Raw genomic sequence first — 20,012 nt, 5'->3', positions numbered from 1 at the left:
GCAGCTAGATCAATTTCCTTGCCGGGTCAGGCGCATGCCACGCGCATAATAAGTGGATATGTCTGTTCATATACAGACCCAGTTTGTACGTATATACCCTTTGGGCATCGCTACTGATCTTCAATCTTCCATTGCGATCAGAAAGAAATCTATGAACGTTGTTGTCCGTACCATGATTACGGTATTCAGCATTTCGGCGCTTGTTGGGTGTGCCGTTACGATTCCCAAAGAAATGAAACTTGCTGACCCACATAACCGGAAGACAGTAGACAATCCTGGCACTAATTTAGATGCTATCCGCTTGGCCTGCGTAGAAACGATGCTGAACGCCTCTCCCGCAACCGAGGCCATCGACATCAATGTTCGCGTTTTGTCACAAGGCGATCTCGTGGTGACGGAAGTAGATGCCCTGCTGAAATACGATGGTATGTTTAACCAACGCCTGCCCGTTACCTATCATTGTGAGTACCGCAACGGGCGCTTGGCTTCTGGTGTTTGGACTCGTGGCTTAAAGTAAGCCTCTGTGCTGGCTACCGCGACGCTCAACCCTTTCGAATACAAAAAAATGGTACTAGACCTCTCGCTAGCTCAGATGTTTCTGTACGTCCGCTTCACCACGTAACCTACTTACGCTTCGGGTCGATTCCGGCCGTTGCCAAAAGATAAATCCGGACATTCTCCCAACAGATGGGTGAATGTCCGGTTATGGTATCTCAGCAGACTCAGCGAACTGGCCGCGCCGACGTCCGCTTCGGCCGATTTCCCGACGACGTACCCCCCGCTATTGAGTAGCACGTAGCTTTAGAGTCCAATCTCCGTGTCATGGGTGATTGGACTCTAAAGCCCTTTGCTACGGAAAGCGGGGGGAAGCCGTAGCCAGTTGAATAGCCAATTTTACCTTTTCCAACGACCTGAATCGCCCCATTGTTGCTCTGGCCGAGTTCGCAAGCGGGCGCTCAGGAGAGCAGATATCAGCAGTTGCCGAAGGAGGTCGCCTGGATGAAAATGTCAGGCCTCGGAGATAAGGAAGAGCCGCCAGACACAGCAAGAAAGAGGGGATGCACTCAATCGCCTTCACCAGCACGTCTATCGGGCGCGCCAAAGATCTCAATACCAGACTTGGCCGTAACCGGAAAAACCGCCTGCAACTCGTCGACGTCAACCTGTCGCCTACGCAGCGCAAAACTATTCCGGACTTCGTGAATTTTAAAGAACTTAACGCAGTTTTCGCGCCTCTCAAGTGCTCGAATGACAGTATGAATGACGGGGGGCGGACAGCGAAGACCAAACGTGACCTCTGTTAGAAGCAATGGCGACTTTTGCAGTCCTTGCGGTTTGATGAGGCGCCACTCTGATTCGTAACTCCAGCCCCTTGCTTTCCGTAGCAGAACATTTTTGTTAATAGCCGCGACTACATCTTCGTTCCCATGCAGGAAGGCTTCACAGAGCATCGATGAGGTAATGGTACGACTACCTCCATAGGCAACTTTCTGGAGTTTTGGGGCCGGATTTCGGTCTGCGGTGTATCCGATGCAGAGACCTTTGTGTTGGTCGCCGTAGTGGCTCCAAAGAAGAGGGCTTGAGTAAGAGGTGGAGAAGCAGCACACACCCTGCTCATACCAATGATGCAGTTCATGCTCAATGGCGTTGAGCAACAAACACGATTCTTTTTCCTCTATCGACCCATCATGGTCTGGATTTCTAGCGTGATAAGCGATATCAGCCAACTGCCTCTCGGCTTCACGAAAAGCCTGTTTCTCTGCATGCTCTGAAGCCTGTCCTCCTTTTACTCCTGCTTCTCTCAAGTGAGATAAAACTTGAGACGAGATCCGCCTGCTAACGAAATGTGTGAGCAGTGCTCTCAGGTCCTCAATCGGTGAGTTACAAGTGAGAGTAGGGCTGCAGTCCAGCGGGTCATTGAACGATCCTGGGGGAGCAAAATATAACTCGTCATAACACAAGGAAGATAGCGTTGTCGTACAGAACGCCCTGTATCGATAGAACGTCTTTGGGATATCCGTCATGGTGGCAAGATATTTGGGGTTAAACGTCCGCTGCTGGACGATATTAGACCTTGGAGCTGCTTAGGCGCAACTCCCGCGCTGGCCGCTTATCAAATGTAAGGGTTGAATATGCAGATCAGCGCCACCCTTGATTCTAGGGGATTGATTCAGAAGACTATTCTTCCCGCTTGGTGTCAAGCACTGAAACGTTGACTGAAGTTTTCAGCAATGCTTGAACATCTTTTGATGAATAACCTTTGATGTTAATAACTGTACCGTCGTTGATCTGGATGATCACCTGCCGGCTTTTCCGGGCATCAAGCCAGGCGATAAATATATCTGCTATTTTTTTCCATGGCATTGCTTCTGCGATGGCGGTGATGCTCGCTAGAATGCCTGATGCCTGTGGCATATTTGAATATGTGTTGATACGGCCGTAAGGAATATTTTCCTTCTCTAGTGCAGCCAAGAAGGATATTTCACTTTCTTTGAAAATATTCAGGCGGATAGATGCGTATTTTTGATGACTCATTATATTTTTTTAGTTGATTAGTCAAAGTTGCTTCGAGCAAGCCTACCAAAGACATGGATTGATGTCGAGGAGGCCTCTCTTCCGGAGACAAAGATGGCTGTGCTGTGGATAAAGCGTTGCAATAGATTAAAAATTCCAGTTTGCCTTGGTGTAAAATCGGGGAGCAGATCAGTCGTATGGCCTTATTCCCCTGCACTCCGAATGACCTCGATCGTGTTTCTCAGAAACTCGAAGTCAGCAATGTTGTTTCTTCTTATCAGATAATCCTCGAAATCTCTCTTACGGCTTTCATCGAATTCAATCTTTGTTTCTCCTGTTGAAAGAATTATTCGCTTTTGAAATTCAGAAAATAAATTCTCAGGAAATGCGTTCTCGATGCCAGATTTCGCAATTTTATTGGCCGGGTTTTTTGGTATGGTAATCGGCACGGTGTTGTTGATTATCTCAAGGGGATGGCTAAAGCTAACGTCGCAATCCCAAACAAATATTACAGTCTTTTCGTGTGGTACTCTCACAAAAAAATCGTACAGCGTCTTCAGCTGGGATTTTCCAGAATTGGACTCAACACCCTCTAGGATTTCAATATCTGAAACACCAAAAAGTTCGAATGCCTTCCTCAGAATCTTTGTGTTCTTTCCTTCAGTGATGACCGTTGCTTTCAACCGGCCCACTTGATCAAACAGCCTAATACCATCTTGAAGGATTGCGAACCCTTCGGTGAGTATGGAAAGAGCGCTACTGTTGTTAGACTTCTCGACTCTGCTCAGTCCTGCTCGATTCATTACGAACACGGAGTCTTCTGGTGCTAGCGCGACCGTTGTCGGAGAATGGGTCACTAGGATTACCTTTGTACCGCGTGAAATGAACTCTTCTTGAATTACCTCAATCATATTTCGCATCATCGAAGGATGCAAAGTGGCGTCAATCTCATCGAGCAAAAGTACGTCCGGGAAGTATCTATCGAAGGACGATTTGTAAATGGACGCAACGAGAGCCATAAGAACCTTCTCACCAGATGAAAGACTACTGAAGTCAATCTGCAAGGTGGGATCTGAAGTGTGAACTAGTCTCAAAGAGTAGTTCTTGAATACGTCTGTTCCCTCTGGTGATGTGATCTGGTACTGGATCGAGCTAAACTTTCGTAGGATTTTGTTGATTAGTTCCCAAGGTTTGTCGCCGTGTTTCGCAATAAAGTCGGTTTCAGAGATGACCGGGTAGTCCTTACCATATCTCAGGTTCTCAAACTCGTTAACTTGATTTTGCCGGTACTTAATGTAGTAATCCCAGATGACCTTGCCGAGTTGATGTGGAAGAAAATTGTTTTTGAGCGCAACGGGCTTATATAGCTCCCTAAAATCTTCTTCCGTAATCTCATCGAGAGGAAACTGCAAAGAGTGTGCGAGCGAGTACAAGCCCGCCGCATCATTATTGTTCCAAATGTGTGGCTGTGCGAAATACTGATCTACAGTATTTCGGTAGTTTGCCACTTCAGGACGGTCATTTCTGGAAAGAAGAGGAACTTTGTCTCGCTTGCATTCGTCTGCAATCTGACTATGTGAGGGACCTAGATGCCCTTTTGCATTAACAAGGAGAGGCTTGATACTGCCGTTGTAATAATTCCAAGCATTGTCTTTCTCTGTCCCGAGTTGATAGGCGTTGAACTCAGCCTCATTCTCCAGTCGGAAATTCTCATAATTGAACTTCACAATAGAGAGGCTCGGATCTCCGTTGATAAGAACGCATTTTTGTTCAATTGCTTCAAGAAGGTGGCTCTTGCCGGAGCCGTTAAGTCCGGTCAGGATAGTAAGGTCACTGAGTTCCACTGGATTGAACTGCTTGATGGACAGATAGTCTCTAACATACTGGAGTGAAAACACTCTGCTCTCCTACTTGTTCTGACCCTGCAACCGTATTTTCGGCAGACAGAAGCCGCTGCATCATGCCGGCGCCATCCGAATAATAAAGTCGCGCTAATATCTTCTAAGTCTTTAATTTATTGATGACCCCGTTCCACACTCCAACCCGGCACAGGGTGAAAAATATCCCGAAAAAGCAGCACGGGTAACAACTGGTGCAGCGCATCAAGGCCGCCAGCTTGAACGGCGGCAAAGGCGATCACTGGTGGTCTTCCGCTCCTGACCGTAATCGGTCGATTACAGCTTGATTAGCATAATGGCATTTTTTGGGGGTTGCCAGACCTAGAATGGATTTCTCTTGATGAAGGGCAGGCTAACGGCAGAAATGGACTTTGTGGGGCAGACTTCTGTGGGGTTGAGTAAATAACTTTTGATAGGAAAGATTGTTTTGAGTCGGGAAAATCTCATAAACGGAAAAGGGGTTACGTTTGCACGTAACCCCTTGATATTCTTGGTGGCGAATCAGGGACTCGAACCCCGGACCTGCGGATTATGATTCCGTCGCTCTAACCGACTGAGCTAATTCGCCGTACTCGTTGATGTAATCGCGAAGTGGGGCGAATTATGCCGAGCCTCTGGCTGGCTGTCAATACCTGTCACCAAGATTTTTCTGAGCCGGTCGGAATCGAGCATTGTGCCGGGGCGTTGAGCGGCGTACAGTGATCGACTCTGCTGATTGTTTTCCTGGTTTTTTCCCATGTTTACCGACTTTCTTTCGCCGGCGCAGTGCGTTGGCTATCTGGCCCTGCTGCTGGGGGTCTGCGCGTTCCTGCAACGTCAGGATCACCGTCTGAAGCGTTTCAATGCCTGCCAGTCGCTGGCCTATGCGCTGCACTTCTTTCTGCTGGGCAATGCGGCCGCGGCGGCCAGTTCGCTGGTGTCGTCGTTTCGTTCGTTTGCCGCGGTGCGTACCCGCTCGCTGTGGCTGGCCGGGGCGGTGATCGGGGTGAATTTGCTGATGGCGTTCTGGCTGGTGCACAGCCCCTGGGGCTTGCTGCCGATTCTGGCGGCCTGTCTGGGGACGTATGCCATGTTCCGCCTGACCGGTTTGCCGCTGCGTCTGACCCTGCTGCTGGGGACGGTGCTGTGGTTCACCAATAATCTGCACAGCGGCTCGATTGGCGGTACGGTGCTGGAGTCGTTTGTCGGGGTGGCCAATCTGATGACCATTGCCCGCATGCTGCGTCAGCGGCAACGTCAGCGGGAGACGGGCGACCTGGCGGCCGCCGATCTGCCCGGCTGAGTTCGGGGTTTCTACAGGGTGTGGCAGCGGTCGCCGTCGACGAAGCCTGTCCAGTCGATGCTGACCGCGCGGCCAAAGCCGATCACTTTAAACAGCTCGCCCATTTCCGCCGGTGACATGAGTTTCTGCACCGCCGCGGCCTGTGGCGCCCATTCGCGCACGTTCTGCGGGTCGAGGCGTTGCATCACGTCCCCAATGCCACTGTTGATGAGAAATTGTGCCTGGCTGGTATAGCCAATCAGGTCGAGTCCGGCGTCGATGCCGGCCTGTGCCACGGCGCTGAAGTCGACATGGCAGGTCAGGTCCATCAGCCCGGGCAGGTAGAAGGGGTCGTCGATGGTGTGGTGGCGGTAGTGGCCGATCAGGGTGCCCATGCGCCGCTGCGGGTGGTAGTACTCGTGTTGCGGAAATCCGTAGTCCAGCAGCAGGATGGCGCCGCGCGTGAGCTGGCTGGCCAGGGTGCGGAGGAAGGCCAGGTTGCTGAGGCTGATTTCCGAGGTATAGCCGGGCAGGTCGATGGCCAGGGCGTCTGCCCGTGCCTGCAGGTCCGGGTGGTCGATCGGGCGGTCCTGCCAGGCAAATTGTTCGCCCTCGATCACCACGCCGCGCTGCATGGGGGCGGGGGTCCAGTGGATCAGTTCGCAGGGCATGGCGTCGAGCACTTCGTTGCCGATGATGACGCCGTCGAGGGTGTCCGGCAGGGCGGTCAGCCACTGCACTCGGGGCAGCAGGTGTGGCAGTTCGCGGCGGAGGGTGTCGCGCTGGCGCGCGATCAGGTCGGGCGAGAGGTCGAGGATGCAGTATTGCGCCGGCAGGCTGTCGAGTTGTTCCAGTTCGCGAAGCAGGTCGACGGCCAGGCGGCCGCTGCCGGCGCCGAATTCGTACAGGGTGCCGGCGGTCTGCGGCAGGAGTTCGGCCAGTTGGCGTGCCAGGGTGGCGCCGAACAGCGATGTCATTTCCGGCGCGGTGGTAAAGTCGCCGGCGCCGCCCAATTTGTGGCTGCCGGCGGCATAATAGCCAAGTCCAGGTGCATAAAGTACCTGTTCCATGTAATGCGAAAAAGGAATCCAGCCGCCGGCGTCCGCGATGATCTGGCGCAGGCGGGCTTGTAGTTGCTGGCTGATGGCCAGGGCGGCCGGGCTGGGTTCGGGTAAAGTGCTCATTCTGGGCGTCCTGCTACAATGACAGGCGATTGTGGGCGAAAGCGAGAATAAGGAGAAGAGGGTGGGCCGATTTTTCCGTATGACACTGCCGCTGGCGGTGTTGCTGGCGCTGGCGGGTGTGGCGCGGGCTGAGGCGGCATGGCGTGTCACCACGCCTTATCAGGGTAATCCGCTCAAGGTGGCGGTGCTGTCTGGTGAGGGCACGGCGTCGGGCAACCATTTTCCGGCCTCGCTGGAGTTTTCCTGTCATCCGGGGGCGGCGGTGCCGCGGGTGGTGTTGCGGGTGCCGGTGATGGTGGCGGACTGGGATTTTCACGCGTATGACAGTTCGGGCAGTGGCAGTGTGTCGCTGCGCCGGCGTTTTCTGAAGATCATGGCGGCGAATCGCCGGGTGATTGACCGGCCGGTGTATACCGGGATTGCCGGGGATAACGCCAGTTTTATGTTCAGCTGGCAGCCGAATGAGGCTTTGCTGGCGCGTCTGACGCGCCCTCAGGACGGGGTGCAGGTGGTGCTGGATGGTTTGCGGCGTAATCAGGGCAATATGCAGGCTCATTTTGTGATTCCGGCCGATGCTTCGCTGATGTTGTCGGTGTTGCGGCCTTGCAGCGGGGCTTTGTCGGGGCAGAAGGGGGCGGCCAGTGATGCAAAATAAGGTGGTGCTGATTACTGGTGCTGCCCGGCGTGTGGGGGCGCAGATTGCGCGTGAGCTGCATGCGCGCGGCGCCTGTCTGATGCTGCATTATCGTGGTTCGGCAGCGGCGGCGCTGGCGCTGGCGGGGGAGTTGAATCATCACCGGCCGGATTCGGTGGCGACGGTGCAGGCGGATCTGCTGGATCTGGCGCAGTTGCCGCGGTTGGTCGAGGCGTGTATTGAGCGCTTCGGCCGGCTGGATGGTCTGGTCAATAATGCGTCGAGTTTTTTTGCCACGCCGCTGGGGGAGATTACGCCCGGGCACTGGGCGGATCTGATGGGCAGTAATTTGCAGGCGCCGCTGTTTCTGGCGCAGGCGGCGGCGCCGCATCTGGCGGCAACGCAGGGGGCGATTGTCGGTATTGTCGATATTCATGCTGATCGTCCGTTGAAGAGTTTTGTGGTGTATAGCCTGGCCAAGGCGGGGCATGCGCAGTTGATTCGTGCGCTGGCGCTGGAGCTGGCGCCGCAGGTGCGGGTGAATGGTGTGGCGCCGGGGGCGAATATCTGGCCGGAGGGCGGGGAGCATTTCACTGCCGAGGAGCGTTCGGCGATTGAGGCGTCGATTCCGCTGGGGCGGGTCGGGGCGCCGGCGGATCTGGCGCGGGCGGTGGCCTGGCTGTTGTCGCCGGAGGCGGCTTATGTGACCGGGCAGGTGCTGGCGGTCGATGGCGGGCGCAGTGTGGTGTTGTAAGGCGGACGGTGGTTGTGGCTGCCGCTGTCTGTCGGTCGGTCTTCCCGGGTTTTGCTGGCTTTTTCTGCCTGGAACGGGTTAAAATCGCCCGTTTTTCAATCTGTTACGCCTGACCATGCAAACTCCCGTTACCGAGGCAGATGCCAAGGCCAAAAAGGCGGCCTACGAGGCCGGCAAACTGACCAAGCGGCTGCGTCATCACGTTGGTGATGCCATCAACGATTTCAACATGATTGAGCCGGGCGACCGGGTGATGGTGTGTCTGTCGGGGGGCAAGGACAGTTACGCCCTGCTGGACATCCTGCTTGGCCTGCAGAAGTCGGCGCCGATCGATTTTTCGCTGGTGGCGGTCAATCTCGATCAGAAGCAGCCCGGCTTTCCGGCGGATGTGCTGCCCAATTACCTGAAAACCCTCGGCGTTGAATACCGTATCGTCGAGGAGGATACCTACTCGATCGTCAAGCGTGTCATTCCGGAGGGCAAGACCACCTGCGGTCTGTGCTCGCGTCTGCGTCGCGGTATTCTGTACCGTGTGGCCGATGAGCTGGGCGCGACCAAGATTGCGCTCGGTCATCATCGCGACGACATTCTGGAAACGCTGTTTCTCAATATGTTCTATGGCGGCAAGCTCAAGTCGATGCCGCCCAAGCTGGTGTCCGACGATGGTCGTCACATGGTGATTCGCCCGCTGGCGTATTGCCGTGAAAGCGATCTGGAGCGTTATGCCGCGCTGCGTCAGTTCCCGATTATTCCGTGCAATTTGTGTGGTTCGCAGCCGAATCTGCAGCGCCAGGTGGTGAAGCAGATGATTCAGGACTGGGACAAGCGTTTCCCGGGCCGGGCCGAAACCATGTTCAGCGCTTTGCGCAATGTGGTGCCTTCGCATCTGGCGGATACGTCGCTGTTTGATTTCGCCGGGCTGAAGCTGGGCGAGGTGCCGGCGGGCGGGGGGGATCTGGCTTTCGACAAGGAAGAGTTCAAGACACCTGCCACGATCAATATTCTGGATTCGCGCCCGAAGGAGTCGGCCTGTGGCGAATAACAAGGCGCGTCATCCGTTCCGCCGCCGGGTGCGGCCGGGCGTCGAGGCCATGCCGGAGGTGGAGATCAGCGAGGCGGATGGGATTCGCTCGCTGCATCTCGGTTCGGAAACGGTGCAAAGTTCGATGAATCTGGATGACCCGACGGATCTGGTGTTGTCTTATAGCCGGGCCATGATGGGGTTTCTGCTGTTCAATGCCGATCCGGCGCATATTCTGCAGATTGGTCTGGGGGGCGGCTCGCTGTCGCGCTTCATTGATTTTTATTTGCGTGATACCAAGAGTGTGGCGGTGGATATTAATCCGCAGGTGATCGCGGTGGCGCGGGCTTTCTTTGAGTTGCCGGAAGAGGGTGAGCGTTTCGAGATTATTGAGGCGGACGGCGCGGACTACGTGAAGATTTTCCGTGATTCGACGGATGTGATTCTGGTGGATGGTTTTGATGGTCTGCAGATTGTCGATGCGCTGACGACGGAGGATTTTTTCGAGGATTGTCGTCGTGCGCTGACCGAGGACGGGATTTTCGTGACGAACTGGTGGAGCGGGGATAAGCGTTATATGGCTTTTCTGGAGCGGCTGCTGGGGGTGTTCGAAGGTCGGGTGCTGGAGTTGCCGGCGGCCAGTCATGGCAATGTGGCGGTGATGGCGTTTAACAGTATGCCGAAGCTGACGCGCTGGGCGGCGCTGGAGAAGCGGGCGGATGAGCTGGAGCGTCGTTTCGGGCTGGAGTTCGGTGAGTTTGTTTCGCGGATGCGGCTGATGAATCCGCAGGGTGAGCGCTGCCTGAATCCTTAGTCAATCTGGGTGTATTAGCTGTTAGCGTTATACATTGCCGCGTTGCGGCGTATAATGGCTGGTTTGAATCCGACCGGGTGTTGAGCAAGATCAGCAGCCTTTCGTAGGCCATGCCTCACACTACGGGGAGACGGATGACAGAATTCTGGGCTCTTGCCGCCCGGCGGCACGGGCCCACGGTTATTTTTGAAGGAAATCATTGTGATCAAGCAGCAAGTACTCAACCGGATTGCGGATAAATCCGCGGTAATCGGTATCGTCGGTCTGGGCTATGTGGGCCTGCCGCTGATGCTGCGTTTTGCCGAAGTCGGCTACAAGGTGCTGGGCTTTGATATCGACCAGAGCAAGGTCGACGCCCTGATGGCCGGCAAGTCCTACATTGAACATATTTCGGCGGCCTCGATTGCGCAGGCGCGTGAGCGCGGTTTTGAAGCCACGACGGATTTCAGCCGTGCCGGCGAGGCTGACACGCTGATTCTGTGTGTGCCGACGCCGCTGAACAAGTATCGCGAGCCGGATCTGTCTTTTGTGCTGGATACCATTGATTCGCTGGTGCCGTATCTGCGCCCGGGTCATCTGGTGTCGCTGGAGTCCACCACTTATCCGGGGACGACGGATGAAGAGCTGCTGCCGCGTGTTGAGTCGCGTGGTCTGAAGGTGGGTCAGGATGCCTTCCTGGTGTTCTCGCCGGAGCGTGAGGATCCGGGTAATCCGGATTTCACTACCCGCACGATTCCGAAGGTCTGCGGTGGTGTGACCCCGGCCTGCCAGGAGATTGGTGTGGCGCTGTATTCGGCGGTGATTGACAAGGTGGTGCCGGTGTCGTCGACGCGCGCTGCGGAGATGACCAAGCTGCTGGAGAATATTCACCGTGCGGTGAATATCGGTCTGGTGAACGAGATGAAGATCGTGGCCGACCGCATGGGTATTGATATTCACGAAGTGATCCGCGCGGCCGCGACCAAGCCGTTTGGCTTCGTGCCTTACTATCCGGGTCCGGGTCTGGGTGGTCACTGTATTCCGATTGATCCGTTCTATCTGACCTGGAAGGCGCGTGAGTACGGGGTGAATACCCGTTTCATCGAGCTGGCCGGTGAGGTGAACTCGAATATGCCGGATTATGTGGTCAGCAAGGTGGCGGCGGCGCTGAACAAGCGTCAGAAGGCCATCAATGGCAGCCGTGTGCTGGTGCTGGGCATTGCTTACAAGAAGAATGTCGATGATATGCGCGAGAGTCCGTCGGTGATGCTGATGGAAAAGCTGCGTGATCTGGGTGCCAGCGTGTCTTATTCGGATCCGCATGTGCCGGTGTTCCCGAAGATGCGTGAGCACAAGTTCGACTTGAAGAGCGAGCCGTTCACGGCCGAGTCGCTGGCCAGCTACGATTGTGTGGTGCTGGCGACGGATCATGACAAGTTCGATTATCCGCTGTTGAAGCAATCGGCCAAGCTGATTGTCGATTCGCGCGGCAAGTTCCTGGAACCTGCCGAACACATCGTTAAAGCGTAAGACTTTAGCGCAGGAAATATGGGCGACCCTGGGGTCGCCTTTTGCCATTTGCCGAGGCCGAACCATGCAAACTGTTCAACATCCCGCTATTACTGACCGCAAGATCCGCTTCGCGCTGGTCGGTTGTGGCCGCATTGCCGCCAATCATTTCGGTTCGCTGGAAAAGCATGCCGACCGCGCCGAGTTGGTGGATGTGTGTGATATCAATCCTGAGGCACTGCAAGCGGCGGTGGAGCGTACCGGCGCCCGCGGTCACAGCAGTCTGAGCGCCATGCTGGCGGTCAGCAATGCCGATATCGTGATTCTGACGACGCCCTCTGGTCTGCATCCGCAGCAGGCGATTGAGTGTGCGGAAGCCGGTTTCCATGTGATGACCGAGAAGCCGATGGCGACGCGCTGGCAGGATGGTCTGGAAATGGTCAAGGCCTGCGACCACGCCGGCAAGCGTCTGTTCGTGGTGAAGCAGAACCGCCGCAATGCCACGCTGCAGTTGCTCAAGCGTGCCATGCAGGAAGGCCGTTTCGGTCGTCTGTACATGGTGAACGTGAATGTGTTCTGGACGCGTCCGCAGGCGTATTACGATTCGGCCGCCTGGCGTGGTACCTGGGAATTCGATGGCGGGGCGTTCATGAATCAGGCCAGTCACTATGTGGATTTGCTGGACTGGCTGGTGGGCCCGGTGGAGAGCGTGCAGGCCTATACGGCGACGCTGGAGCGCAATATTGAGGTGGAAGACACGGGTGTGGTCAGCCTGAAGTGGCGTTCGGGTGCGCTGGGCAGCATGAATGTGACCATGCTGACTTATCCGAAGAATCTGGAAGGTTCGATCACGATTCTGGGTGAGAAGGGTTCGATCCGTGTGGGCGGTGTGGCGGTGAACGAGATTCAGCATTGGGAGTTTGCCGAGCCGCATCCGATGGATGAGGAGATCAAGAACGCCAGTTATGCGACGACCAGTGTCTATGGTTTCGGCCACCCGATGTATTACGACAATGTGTTGAATGTGATGCAGGGCACGGCGGAGCCGGAGACGGATGGTCGCGAGGGGCTGAAGTCGCTGGAGCTGCTGATCGCCATGTATTTGTCGGCGCGTGATGGCCGTCGTGTCAGCCTGCCGCTGGACTACTGAACAGGAAAGGTCAGGCCATGAGCGAATGCCAGTTCCATGAAACCGCCATCATTGATGCCGGCGCCCAGGTGGGGGCCGGTACCCGGGTCTGGCACTGGACGCATATTTGCGCCGGTGCCCGTATCGGTGAGCGTTGTTCGTTCGGGCAGAATGTGTTTGTCGGCAATGATGTGATTGTCGGCAATAACGTCAAGGTGCAGAACAATGTGTCGATCTACGATGCGGTGACGCTGGAGGACGATGTGTTCTGCGGTCCGAGCATGGTGTTCACTAATGTGAATAATCCGCGCAGTCACGTCTCGCGCAAGCATGAGTACCGCCGCACGGTGGTGAAGCGTGGTGCCACGATCGGGGCCAATGCCACGGTGGTGTGTGGTCATACGATCGGCGAGTTTGCCTTTATCGGTGCCGGCAGTGTGGTGACGCGCGATGTGCCGGCTTATGCGCTGATGGTGGGGACGCCGGCTCGTCGGATGGGCTGGATGTGCCAGTGCGGCGAGCGCTTGCCGACCCAGATTGGCGAGCATGCCTGCCCGGTATGCGCGCAACGTTATGATATCGGCGGCAATCACTGCACGCCGCTGGCCTGAGGAAATACGCGATGAGCATCAACTTCATTGATCTGAAAGCACAGTATCAGCATCTGAAACCGCAAATTGACGCCCGCATTCAGGCGGTGCTGGATCACGGTCAGTACATTATGGGGCCGGAGGTGGCGGAGCTGGAGCAGCAGCTGGCGAGTTTTGTCGGGGTCAAGCACGCGATTGGTGTTTCGGATGGCACGACGGCGCTGCAGGTGGCGCTGATGGCGCTGGGGGTCGGCCCGGGTGACGAGGTGATTACCACGCCGTTCACTTTTATTGCGACCGGCGAGATGATTGCCCTGCTGGGCGGCAAGCCGGTGTTTGTCGATATTGATCCGGCGACCTATAACCTGGATCCGGCGCTGCTGGAAGCGGCGATCACGCCGCGGACCAAGGCGATTATTCCGGTCAGTCTGTATGGTCAGTGTGCCGATTTTGATGCCATCAATGCGGTGGCGGCGCGTCATGGTCTGGCGGTGATCGAGGATGGTGCGCAGAGTTTTGGTGCCCGTTACAAGGATCGTCGTTCCTGCGGCGCGACGACGATTGCCACCACCAGCTTTTTCCCGTCGAAGCCGCTGGGTTGTTATGGCGATGGCGGTGCCTGCTTTACCAATGATGACGAGCTGGCGCGCAAGATGAAGCAGATCCGTGTGCATGGTCAGGATCGTCGTTATCATCATCCGGTGATCGGGATTAACGGTCGTCTGGATACGCTGCAGGCGGCGGTTTTGCTGGCCAAGTTGCCGTCTTTCGAGCAGGAGCTGACGGCGCGCAAGCGTATTGGCGCCCGCTATAGTCAGTTGCTGCAGGATGTGGTGCGGGTTCAGCAGATGGCCGAGGGCTGCGATTGTGTGTATGCCCAGTACACCATTGAGGTGGATCGGCGCGAGGCGGTGCAAGCGGCGCTGAAGGAGGCGGGTATTCCGACGGCGGTGCATTATCCGGTGCCGCTGAATTTGCAGCCGGCTTTTGCGCATCTGAATCAGCCGGCCGGCAGTTTCCCGCATGCTGAGGCGGCTTCGCAGCGCGTGATGAGTCTGCCGATGCATCCGTTCCTGGATGAGGCCACGCAGGATGCGATTGTCGAGGCCGTGAAGCGTGCCATCGGCTAAGGCCCGGGCGGCCTCGCTGCTGGCTTCGTGCCGGCGTTTCACCAGTTCGGGGTTTGTGCGCCACATCGCCACGCTGGCGACGGGCGCCGCCCTGGCGCAGGTGATTCCGCTGTTGGTGCAGCCTGTGTTGACGCGCCTGTACACGCCGCATGCTTTCGGTGTGTTGTCGCTGTATGTGGCGCTGATGTCGAATCTGGCGGTGCTGGCCACCGCCCGCTATGAATTGGCCATCGTGTTGCCGGCAGAGGAGAAGCGCGCCAGCAATCTGATGGCCTTGTCCATGTTGTTTGCCACGACGCTGGCGACGCTGGTGCTGCTGGCTCAGTTGTTCGGTGTCAATCACTGGCTGCTCCGGCTGATGGGCGGGGCTACCAGTGAGCATGACTTTTCTTTCTGGCTCTATCTGCTGCCCTTGTCTTTGTGGCTGGCCGGCATGATGCAGGCCTGGACCAACTGGAACAATCGTCACAGTCGTTATCAGGCGAACGCTTCGGGGCGGATGAGTCAGTCTGTCGGCATGTCGCTGACGCAGCTGGTGGGCGGGGTGCTGCATGCCGGGCCGGGCGGCTTGATTCTGGGGCAGTTTGCCGGTCAGGTTTCGTCGCTGCTGGCGCAGGCCTGGCTGGATATCAAGCAGCGGTTCCGCTGGCTGCATGAGGTGGATCGCTACACGATGGTCCTGGTGGCCCGCGAGTATTCGGAGTTTCCCAAGGTCAATACGCCGCATGCGTTTGTCACGGCCTTGCAGGATTCGCTGACGCTGTCTTTGCTGGGGACGCTGTCAGGGACGGCGACGGTGGGTTACTACGGGATGATGATGCGCCTGTTGAAGCTGCCGGCGGCGCTGATCGGGCAGGCGGTGGCGCAGGTGGCTTATCGTGAGTTGGCCGAGGCGCGTAATGCCGGTCGTCCGTTGCGTCCGATCATCAAGCGGATGGCGGTGGCGTTGGGCGGGATGGCGCTGGTGCCGTTTCTGGTGATTCAGCTGGCGGGTGAGCCGCTGTTCGGGCTGGTGCTCGGCCAGGCCTGGCGTACGGCCGGGCGCTATGCGGAGGCGATGTCGCCATTTATTTTGTTTCATTTTGTTGCCTCGCCGCTGGCCATGGTGCCTTTGGTGATTGAGCGCCAACGCACGGCGTTTATGCTTTCGCTGGTGCAGACGGTGCTTTTCGTCGGTGCTTTGTGGAGTGGTTTCCATTTTTGGGGTGATCCGGTCTGCGCATTCACACTGGTTTCCTGGGTGATGGTCGGGTATTTTATTTTCTATTTCACTTGGCTATATCACGCAGCTAATAAATGATTCTGACAAAACTTCTGACCAGTCTGCGTTTTCGCCTCTCTGCGTGGATCCGACCGCGCATGGTCTATGGCTTTCGTCGCCATGACGGGGTGTTTCTGCCGCGCACCCGTTTGTCCAACCTGACCCGGGTGGAGCATGTTCATCGTCTGGATATCGGCGATAACGTGTATATCGGCCATTTCAACTTTGTGGATGCCTCGGGCGGTCTGACCGTCGGCGAGGGCTGCCAGATTACCAATTACGTGTCGATTCTGACGCATTCGAGTCATATCGCCATTCGTCTGTATGGTCGTCATTATCTGGACCATAAGCAGCATGCGGGTTATTTGCGCAAGTCGTCTGAAATCGGGCGCTACAGCTTTATCGGTCCGCATTCGGTGCTGATGCCGGGGGTTCGTCTGGGCCGGGGCTCGCTGGTCTCGGCTTATAGTTTTGTCGCCGCGGGGGATTATCCCGACTATGCGATTCTGGCGGGTAACCCGGCTCAGGTGGTCGGTGATACGCGCGAGATGGATCAGGAGTGGCTGGCGTCGGATCCGGCGTTGCGGGCGATGTATGAGGAGTGGAGTCGTGACTGAGCCGGTTCTGTCGCGGTTGTTGGTGGTCGGTTCGGCGTCGGTGCATACCTGGCGCTATCTGGCCGGGATTGCGCCTTATGTGGGCGAGGTCTGGCTGGCCAGTAATCGCGAGGCGCCGGAGCAGTATCGTCCGGCCAATCTGGCCGGTTACCAGAAAATCGATTTTCGTCTTTCTTCGCTGGTGGCTTCGGGGCGACTGCGCGGCTGGATCAAGGCGATCCGTCCTGAGCTGGTGCATGTGCATCAGGCCAATAGTGTGGCCTGGCACGCCAGCCGGGCGATGCGTGGCCTGCGCATTCCGCAGGTGCTGACGGCCTGGGGCTCGGACATTCTGTTGCTGCCGGAGTCGAATGCGCTGTTCGGGCGCATGGTGCGCAGCAATTTGCAGGCTGCCGACGTGATTACCTCGGATTCGCTGTATATGGCGGCCCGGATTCGCGAGCTGGCCGGTGAGGGGTGTCGCATCGAGTTGCTGAATTACGGCATGGATGCACTGCCGCTGTCGCCGGATCTGGCGCTCAAGGAAAAGCGGGTGTTGTCCTGCCGGCTGCACAAGCCTTTGTACCGTATCGACGCGATTTTGCATGCCTGGGCCGCGATCGAGGCCAGTGGGCAGTGTGCTGACTGGCATCTGACGGTGGCGGCCAGCGGTGATCAGACGCCGGAGCTGAAGCGGCTGGCGGACTCGCTGGGGTTGAAGCGGATTGATTTCCCGGGGTTCATTCCCGGTCATGAGCTGGCTGAGCTGTATCGCAAGAGCCGGGTGTTTGTCAGTGTGCCGCGTTCGGATGCCACCAGTATCAGTTTGCTGGAGGCCATGGGTCATGGTTGTTTGCCGGTGTTGTCCAATCTGCCGGCGAATGGCGAGTGGATCATCGATGGCCTGAACGGGCGGATTGCCGAGGATATGCGCTGTCTGTCTGACAGTCTGCTGGCCGCCATGCAAGAGGCCAGCGATGATCAGCGCCTGCAGTTCATTGCGGACATCAATCGTCAGCTGGTGGCGCAGAAGGCTTTGCATGCCGACAATATGCGCCGCTTTGCCGCGCTGTATGCCCGTACTCTCAAGGACGGCCCTCGGCCGCTGAAGAAAAAGCAATGAGAATCGCCCATCTGACCAGTGCGCATCCGCGTCACGACATTCGAATTTTCATCAAGGAGTGCGGTACGCTGGCGCGCGGCGGCCATGAGGTGTCGCTGATCGTGGCCGATGGTCTGGGGGAAGAGGTGCGCGACGGGGTGCGCATTCATGATGTCGGCGCCAGGACCGGCGGTCGTCTGGCGCGCATGACCCGGACGGTGGATCGGGTGATCCAGGCGGCGTTGCGTCTGCGTCCGGATGTGGCGCATTTCCATGACCCGGAGCTGATGCTGGCGGCGCTGAAGCTGAAAAAGGCGGGTATCCGGGTGGTCTACGATGTGCATGAAGATTTGCCGCGCCAGTTGCTGGCCAAGCACTGGATTCCGGGTATGTTGCGTCCGCTGACTTCCCGGGTGTTCGAGGTGCTGGAGAACCGGGTGGCCAGCCGCTTTGATGCGATCGTCACGTCGACGCCGCATATCCGCACGCGTTTTGCCCGGGTCAACGCCCGCGCGGTGGATGTCTGCAATTATCCCATTCTGAGCGAGCTGGTGCGCGAGACGCCCTGGGAGAGCCGGCACAATGAGGTGTGTTATCTCGGCGGGATTACCCGCATTCGCGGGATTGGCCCGATTGTGGCGGCGATGCCGGATGTGCCGGCCAGGCTGAATCTGGCCGGGATCTGGGGCGAGGCCGGGCTCAAGGATGAGCTGATGGCGTCGGCGGGCTGGAGCCGGGTGAATGATTTGGGCGTGCTGGATCGCCAGGGGGTGGCCGGGGTGCTGGCGCGCAGCAAGGTGGGTCTGGTGACGCTGTTCCCGACGCCGAATTATGTCGATGCCTTGCCGATCAAGTTGTTTGAATATATGGCGGCCGGTATCCCGGTGGTGGCGTCGGATTTTCCGGTCTGGCGCGCCATTGTGGAAGATGCCGGTTGTGGTTTGCTGGTCGATCCGCAGGATCCGGCCGCGATTGCTGCTGCCATGAATACGCTGCTGGCCGACGATCAGCGTGCGGCGGCGATGGGCGCCAGTGGCCAGCGGGCGGTGCTGGCCAAGTACAGCTGGCAGGCAGAAGGCGAAAAGTTGCTGGCACTTTACGACCAGTTGGCATGACCGGACCGGCTGCGGGCTGATGTGGTCGGCCTGCCCGGTTTCCGCAACAAGATTGGACTGATTCCGAACATGCGTATTCTTTATCTGAACCATTATGCCGGCTCGCCGAAACATGGCATGGAGTATCGGCCGTATTACCTGTCGCGCGAGTGGCTGAAGAGCGGGGACAAGGTCAATATCCTGGCCGCCAGTTATTCGCATCTGCGGCAAAACAACCCGAAGGATCTGCCGGGTCTGTTCGGCGAAGAAGAAATCGACGGCATCATTTACTCCTGGTACGCCACGCCCAAGTATTCGGGTAATGGTATCGGCCGGGTGCTGAATATTTTTGTCTATCTGTTCCAGGTCTGGAACATGAGCCGCTTCTTCGTCAACAAGTGGACGCCGGATGTGGTGATCGCTTCCAGTACGTATCCGCTGGATATTTACCCGGCACGGTTCATTGCCAAGCATGCCAAGGCCCGGCTGATTTTTGAGGTGCATGACCTGTGGCCGCTGACGCCGGTCGAGGTGGGCGGGATGTCGCCGCGTCACCCCTGGATCTGGTTGCTGCAGAAGGCGGAGAATTTTGCTTACCGCGTTTCTGATGCGGTGGTGTCGATGTTGCCTTGTGCCAAGGAGCACATGGTCGAGCACGGCATGGCGCCGGAGAAGTTCCACTATGTGCCGAACGGCATTGTGGTCTCGGAGTGGGAGAGTGCGACGCAGTCGCTGCCGGAGGTGCATCTGGCCAAGATCGAGCAGTTGAAGGCGCAAGGCCATTTCCTGGTCGGCTATGCGGGTGGCCATGGCCTGGCGAATGCTCTGCAGGAGCTGTTGAAGGCGGCTGACTGGCTGCGTGATGAGCCGGTGTCTTTTGTGCTGGTCGGCGATGGTCCGGACAAGCTGGCGCTGGAGCAGATGGCGCGCGAACTGGGCCTGGGCAATGTGCATTTCCTGCCGCCGGTGGCCAAGGCCGCGGTGCCGGCTTTGCTGGCTCATATGGATGCGTTGTTTATCGGCTGGCGCAAATTGCCGATCTATCGTTTCGGGATTAACCCGAACAAGTTGTTTGATTACATGATGTCGGCACGGCCGGTGATTCATTCGGTCGAGGCCGGTAATGACATTGTGCGCGAGGCGCAGGCCGGTTTGTCGGTGGCCGCCGAAGATCCGGCGGCGATTGCCGCGGCGGTGCGCCAGTTGATGGCGATGGACCCCGCCGAGCGTCAGCGCCTGGGCGAGAACGGCAAGCGCTATGTCCTCGACAATCATGATTACAGTGTGCTGGCCAAGCGCTTCCAGAAGTTGTTCAAGCGCAGCAAGGCTTCGTGATGAATCTTTATCGGGTGCTGACCGGACCGGATGATGCCACGTTTTGTCTGCGGGTGACGGAGGCGCTGAATGCTGGCTGGTTATTGCATGGCCCGCCGGCGCTGACGTTTAACGGTGAGCGGGTGATTGTCGCCCAGGCCATTACCAAGCAAGTGGACGGCGAGTGGACGCCGGAGATCAAATTAAGCGAGATGTGATCGCAATCGG

20 protein-coding genes and 1 tRNA gene are annotated in these 20,012 nt (G+C 57.3%); 16 read left to right on the top strand and 5 right to left on the bottom strand.

All coding sequences use genetic code 11. From position 1 onward, the window contains the following. The first annotated feature begins 151 nt into the window (after positions 1–151). A complete protein-coding gene (locus AACH39_RS09080) occupies positions 152–517 on the top strand; it encodes a hypothetical protein (RefSeq protein ID WP_338619680.1) in 366 nt (121 codons plus the stop codon). Between the two features lie 547 nt (positions 518–1,064). Here the strand turns inward: AACH39_RS09080 and AACH39_RS09075 are convergent. From AACH39_RS09075 to AACH39_RS09060, 4 genes are all read right to left on the bottom strand, one after another. Continuing rightward, positions 1,065–1,805: a DUF2971 domain-containing protein gene (locus AACH39_RS09075; RefSeq protein WP_338619679.1), complete on the bottom strand. Its 741-nt coding sequence runs from the start codon at positions 1,803–1,805 to the stop codon at positions 1,065–1,067. Between the two features lie 373 nt (positions 1,806–2,178). After that, positions 2,179–2,535 carry a hypothetical protein gene (locus tag AACH39_RS09070; RefSeq protein WP_338619677.1) on the bottom strand — a complete coding sequence of 119 codons (357 nt, stop codon included), beginning with the start codon at positions 2,533–2,535 and terminating at the stop codon, positions 2,179–2,181. Positions 2,536–2,717: 182 nt separating this feature from the next. Next, a complete protein-coding gene (locus tag AACH39_RS09065) occupies positions 2,718–4,412 on the bottom strand; it encodes an AAA family ATPase (protein WP_338619675.1) in 1,695 nt (564 codons plus the stop codon). Positions 4,413–4,903: 491 nt separating this feature from the next. Further along, positions 4,904–4,980 (bottom strand) — tRNA-Met (locus AACH39_RS09060). A gap of 168 nt (positions 4,981–5,148) precedes the next feature. On the opposite strand from AACH39_RS09060, the gene AACH39_RS09055 reads away from it, so the two are divergent. Continuing rightward, positions 5,149–5,694 (top strand): YgjV family protein, encoded by a 546-nt coding sequence (locus tag AACH39_RS09055; RefSeq protein ID WP_215780725.1) that lies wholly within the window; start codon positions 5,149–5,151, stop codon positions 5,692–5,694. 11 nt (positions 5,695–5,705) lie between these two features. Here the strand turns inward: AACH39_RS09055 and AACH39_RS09050 are convergent, their stop codons facing one another. Beyond that, positions 5,706–6,857, bottom strand: a complete 1,152-nt coding sequence (locus AACH39_RS09050) for an SAM-dependent methyltransferase (RefSeq protein WP_338619672.1) — start codon at positions 6,855–6,857, stop codon at positions 5,706–5,708. Between the two features lie 61 nt (positions 6,858–6,918). On the opposite strand from AACH39_RS09050, the gene AACH39_RS09045 reads away from it, so the two are divergent. The 14 genes from AACH39_RS09045 to AACH39_RS08980 all read left to right on the top strand — a co-directional run bounded on the left by AACH39_RS09045 (position 6,919) and on the right by AACH39_RS08980 (position 20,002). Beyond that, complete coding sequence (locus AACH39_RS09045) at positions 6,919–7,512, top strand: hypothetical protein (protein ID WP_338619670.1); 594 nt, start codon at positions 6,919–6,921, stop codon at positions 7,510–7,512. After that, on the top strand, positions 7,502–8,245 hold the full coding sequence (locus AACH39_RS09040; protein ID WP_215780732.1) for a pteridine reductase: 744 nt from the start codon (positions 7,502–7,504) through the stop codon (positions 8,243–8,245). Before AACH39_RS09045 ends, AACH39_RS09040 begins: the two co-directional genes overlap by 11 nt. A 115-nt stretch (positions 8,246–8,360) precedes the next feature. Then, positions 8,361–9,287 (top strand): tRNA 2-thiocytidine(32) synthetase TtcA, encoded by a 927-nt coding sequence (gene ttcA, locus AACH39_RS09035; RefSeq protein ID WP_338619667.1) that lies wholly within the window; start codon positions 8,361–8,363, stop codon positions 9,285–9,287. Next, complete coding sequence (locus tag AACH39_RS09030) at positions 9,277–10,080, top strand: polyamine aminopropyltransferase (RefSeq protein ID WP_256444962.1); 804 nt, start codon at positions 9,277–9,279, stop codon at positions 10,078–10,080. The genes ttcA and AACH39_RS09030 overlap by 11 nt, the downstream gene beginning before the upstream one ends. A gap of 204 nt (positions 10,081–10,284) precedes the next feature. After that, positions 10,285–11,589 carry a nucleotide sugar dehydrogenase gene (locus tag AACH39_RS09025; protein ID WP_338621277.1) on the top strand — a complete coding sequence of 435 codons (1,305 nt, stop codon included), beginning with the start codon at positions 10,285–10,287 and terminating at the stop codon, positions 11,587–11,589. Positions 11,590–11,653: 64 nt separating this feature from the next. Beyond that, positions 11,654–12,718: a Gfo/Idh/MocA family oxidoreductase gene (locus AACH39_RS09020; RefSeq protein WP_215780736.1), complete on the top strand. Its 1,065-nt coding sequence runs from the start codon at positions 11,654–11,656 to the stop codon at positions 12,716–12,718. 17 nt (positions 12,719–12,735) lie between these two features. Beyond that, on the top strand, positions 12,736–13,308 hold the full coding sequence (locus AACH39_RS09015; RefSeq protein ID WP_338619664.1) for an acyltransferase: 573 nt from the start codon (positions 12,736–12,738) through the stop codon (positions 13,306–13,308). An 11-nt stretch (positions 13,309–13,319) separates the two neighbouring features. Continuing rightward, complete coding sequence (locus tag AACH39_RS09010) at positions 13,320–14,417, top strand: DegT/DnrJ/EryC1/StrS family aminotransferase (protein WP_215780741.1); 1,098 nt, start codon at positions 13,320–13,322, stop codon at positions 14,415–14,417. Next, on the top strand, positions 14,404–15,717 hold the full coding sequence (locus AACH39_RS09005; protein ID WP_215780743.1) for an oligosaccharide flippase family protein: 1,314 nt from the start codon (positions 14,404–14,406) through the stop codon (positions 15,715–15,717). The genes AACH39_RS09010 and AACH39_RS09005 overlap by 14 nt, the downstream gene beginning before the upstream one ends. After that, on the top strand, positions 15,714–16,295 hold the full coding sequence (locus tag AACH39_RS09000; protein ID WP_215780745.1) for an acyltransferase: 582 nt from the start codon (positions 15,714–15,716) through the stop codon (positions 16,293–16,295). Before AACH39_RS09005 ends, AACH39_RS09000 begins: the two co-directional genes overlap by 4 nt. Continuing rightward, the gene (locus AACH39_RS08995; protein ID WP_252346155.1) at positions 16,288–17,397 is read left to right on the top strand and encodes a glycosyltransferase family 4 protein; all 1,110 of its coding nucleotides are present in this window, start codon (positions 16,288–16,290) and stop codon (positions 17,395–17,397) included. The genes AACH39_RS09000 and AACH39_RS08995 overlap by 8 nt, the downstream gene beginning before the upstream one ends. Beyond that, on the top strand, positions 17,394–18,491 hold the full coding sequence (locus AACH39_RS08990; RefSeq protein WP_215780749.1) for a glycosyltransferase family 4 protein: 1,098 nt from the start codon (positions 17,394–17,396) through the stop codon (positions 18,489–18,491). The genes AACH39_RS08995 and AACH39_RS08990 overlap by 4 nt, the downstream gene beginning before the upstream one ends. Positions 18,492–18,560: 69 nt before the next feature. Then, positions 18,561–19,805 carry a glycosyltransferase family 4 protein gene (locus tag AACH39_RS08985; RefSeq protein ID WP_215780751.1) on the top strand — a complete coding sequence of 415 codons (1,245 nt, stop codon included), beginning with the start codon at positions 18,561–18,563 and terminating at the stop codon, positions 19,803–19,805. Further along, positions 19,805–20,002 (top strand): DUF1737 domain-containing protein, encoded by a 198-nt coding sequence (locus tag AACH39_RS08980; protein ID WP_215782633.1) that lies wholly within the window; start codon positions 19,805–19,807, stop codon positions 20,000–20,002. Before AACH39_RS08985 ends, AACH39_RS08980 begins: the two co-directional genes overlap by 1 nt. Positions 20,003–20,012: the final 10 nt, after the last annotated feature.

The organism is Paludibacterium flexuosum, from assembly GCF_037076605.1.
GTDB lineage: Bacteria > Pseudomonadota > Gammaproteobacteria > Burkholderiales > Chromobacteriaceae > Paludibacterium.
Note: the sequence above shows the minus strand (reverse complement) of the source record. Positions and strands in the feature narration are given on the sequence as shown.

Excerpts from the sequence above, each read along its gene's own strand:
- AACH39_RS09080 (WP_338619680.1), top strand. The coding sequence starts at position 152 with ATGAACGTTGTTGTCCGTACCATGATTACGGTATTCAGCATTTCGGCG.
- AACH39_RS09070 (WP_338619677.1), bottom strand. The coding sequence starts at position 2,535 with ATGAGTCATCAAAAATACGCATCTATCCGCCTGAATATTTTCAAAGAA.
- AACH39_RS09055 (WP_215780725.1), top strand. The coding sequence starts at position 5,149 with ATGTTTACCGACTTTCTTTCGCCGGCGCAGTGCGTTGGCTATCTGGCC.
- AACH39_RS09050 (WP_338619672.1), bottom strand. The coding sequence starts at position 6,857 with ATGAGCACTTTACCCGAACCCAGCCCGGCCGCCCTGGCCATCAGCCAG.
- AACH39_RS09040 (WP_215780732.1), top strand. The coding sequence starts at position 7,502 with ATGCAAAATAAGGTGGTGCTGATTACTGGTGCTGCCCGGCGTGTGGGG.
- ttcA (WP_338619667.1), top strand. The coding sequence starts at position 8,361 with ATGCAAACTCCCGTTACCGAGGCAGATGCCAAGGCCAAAAAGGCGGCC.
- AACH39_RS09020 (WP_215780736.1), top strand. The coding sequence starts at position 11,654 with ATGCAAACTGTTCAACATCCCGCTATTACTGACCGCAAGATCCGCTTC.
- AACH39_RS09015 (WP_338619664.1), top strand. The coding sequence starts at position 12,736 with ATGAGCGAATGCCAGTTCCATGAAACCGCCATCATTGATGCCGGCGCC.
- AACH39_RS09010 (WP_215780741.1), top strand. The coding sequence starts at position 13,320 with ATGAGCATCAACTTCATTGATCTGAAAGCACAGTATCAGCATCTGAAA.
- AACH39_RS09000 (WP_215780745.1), top strand. The coding sequence starts at position 15,714 with ATGATTCTGACAAAACTTCTGACCAGTCTGCGTTTTCGCCTCTCTGCG.
- AACH39_RS08990 (WP_215780749.1), top strand. The coding sequence starts at position 17,394 with ATGAGAATCGCCCATCTGACCAGTGCGCATCCGCGTCACGACATTCGA.
- AACH39_RS08985 (WP_215780751.1), top strand. The coding sequence starts at position 18,561 with ATGCGTATTCTTTATCTGAACCATTATGCCGGCTCGCCGAAACATGGC.
- AACH39_RS08980 (WP_215782633.1), top strand. The coding sequence starts at position 19,805 with ATGAATCTTTATCGGGTGCTGACCGGACCGGATGATGCCACGTTTTGT.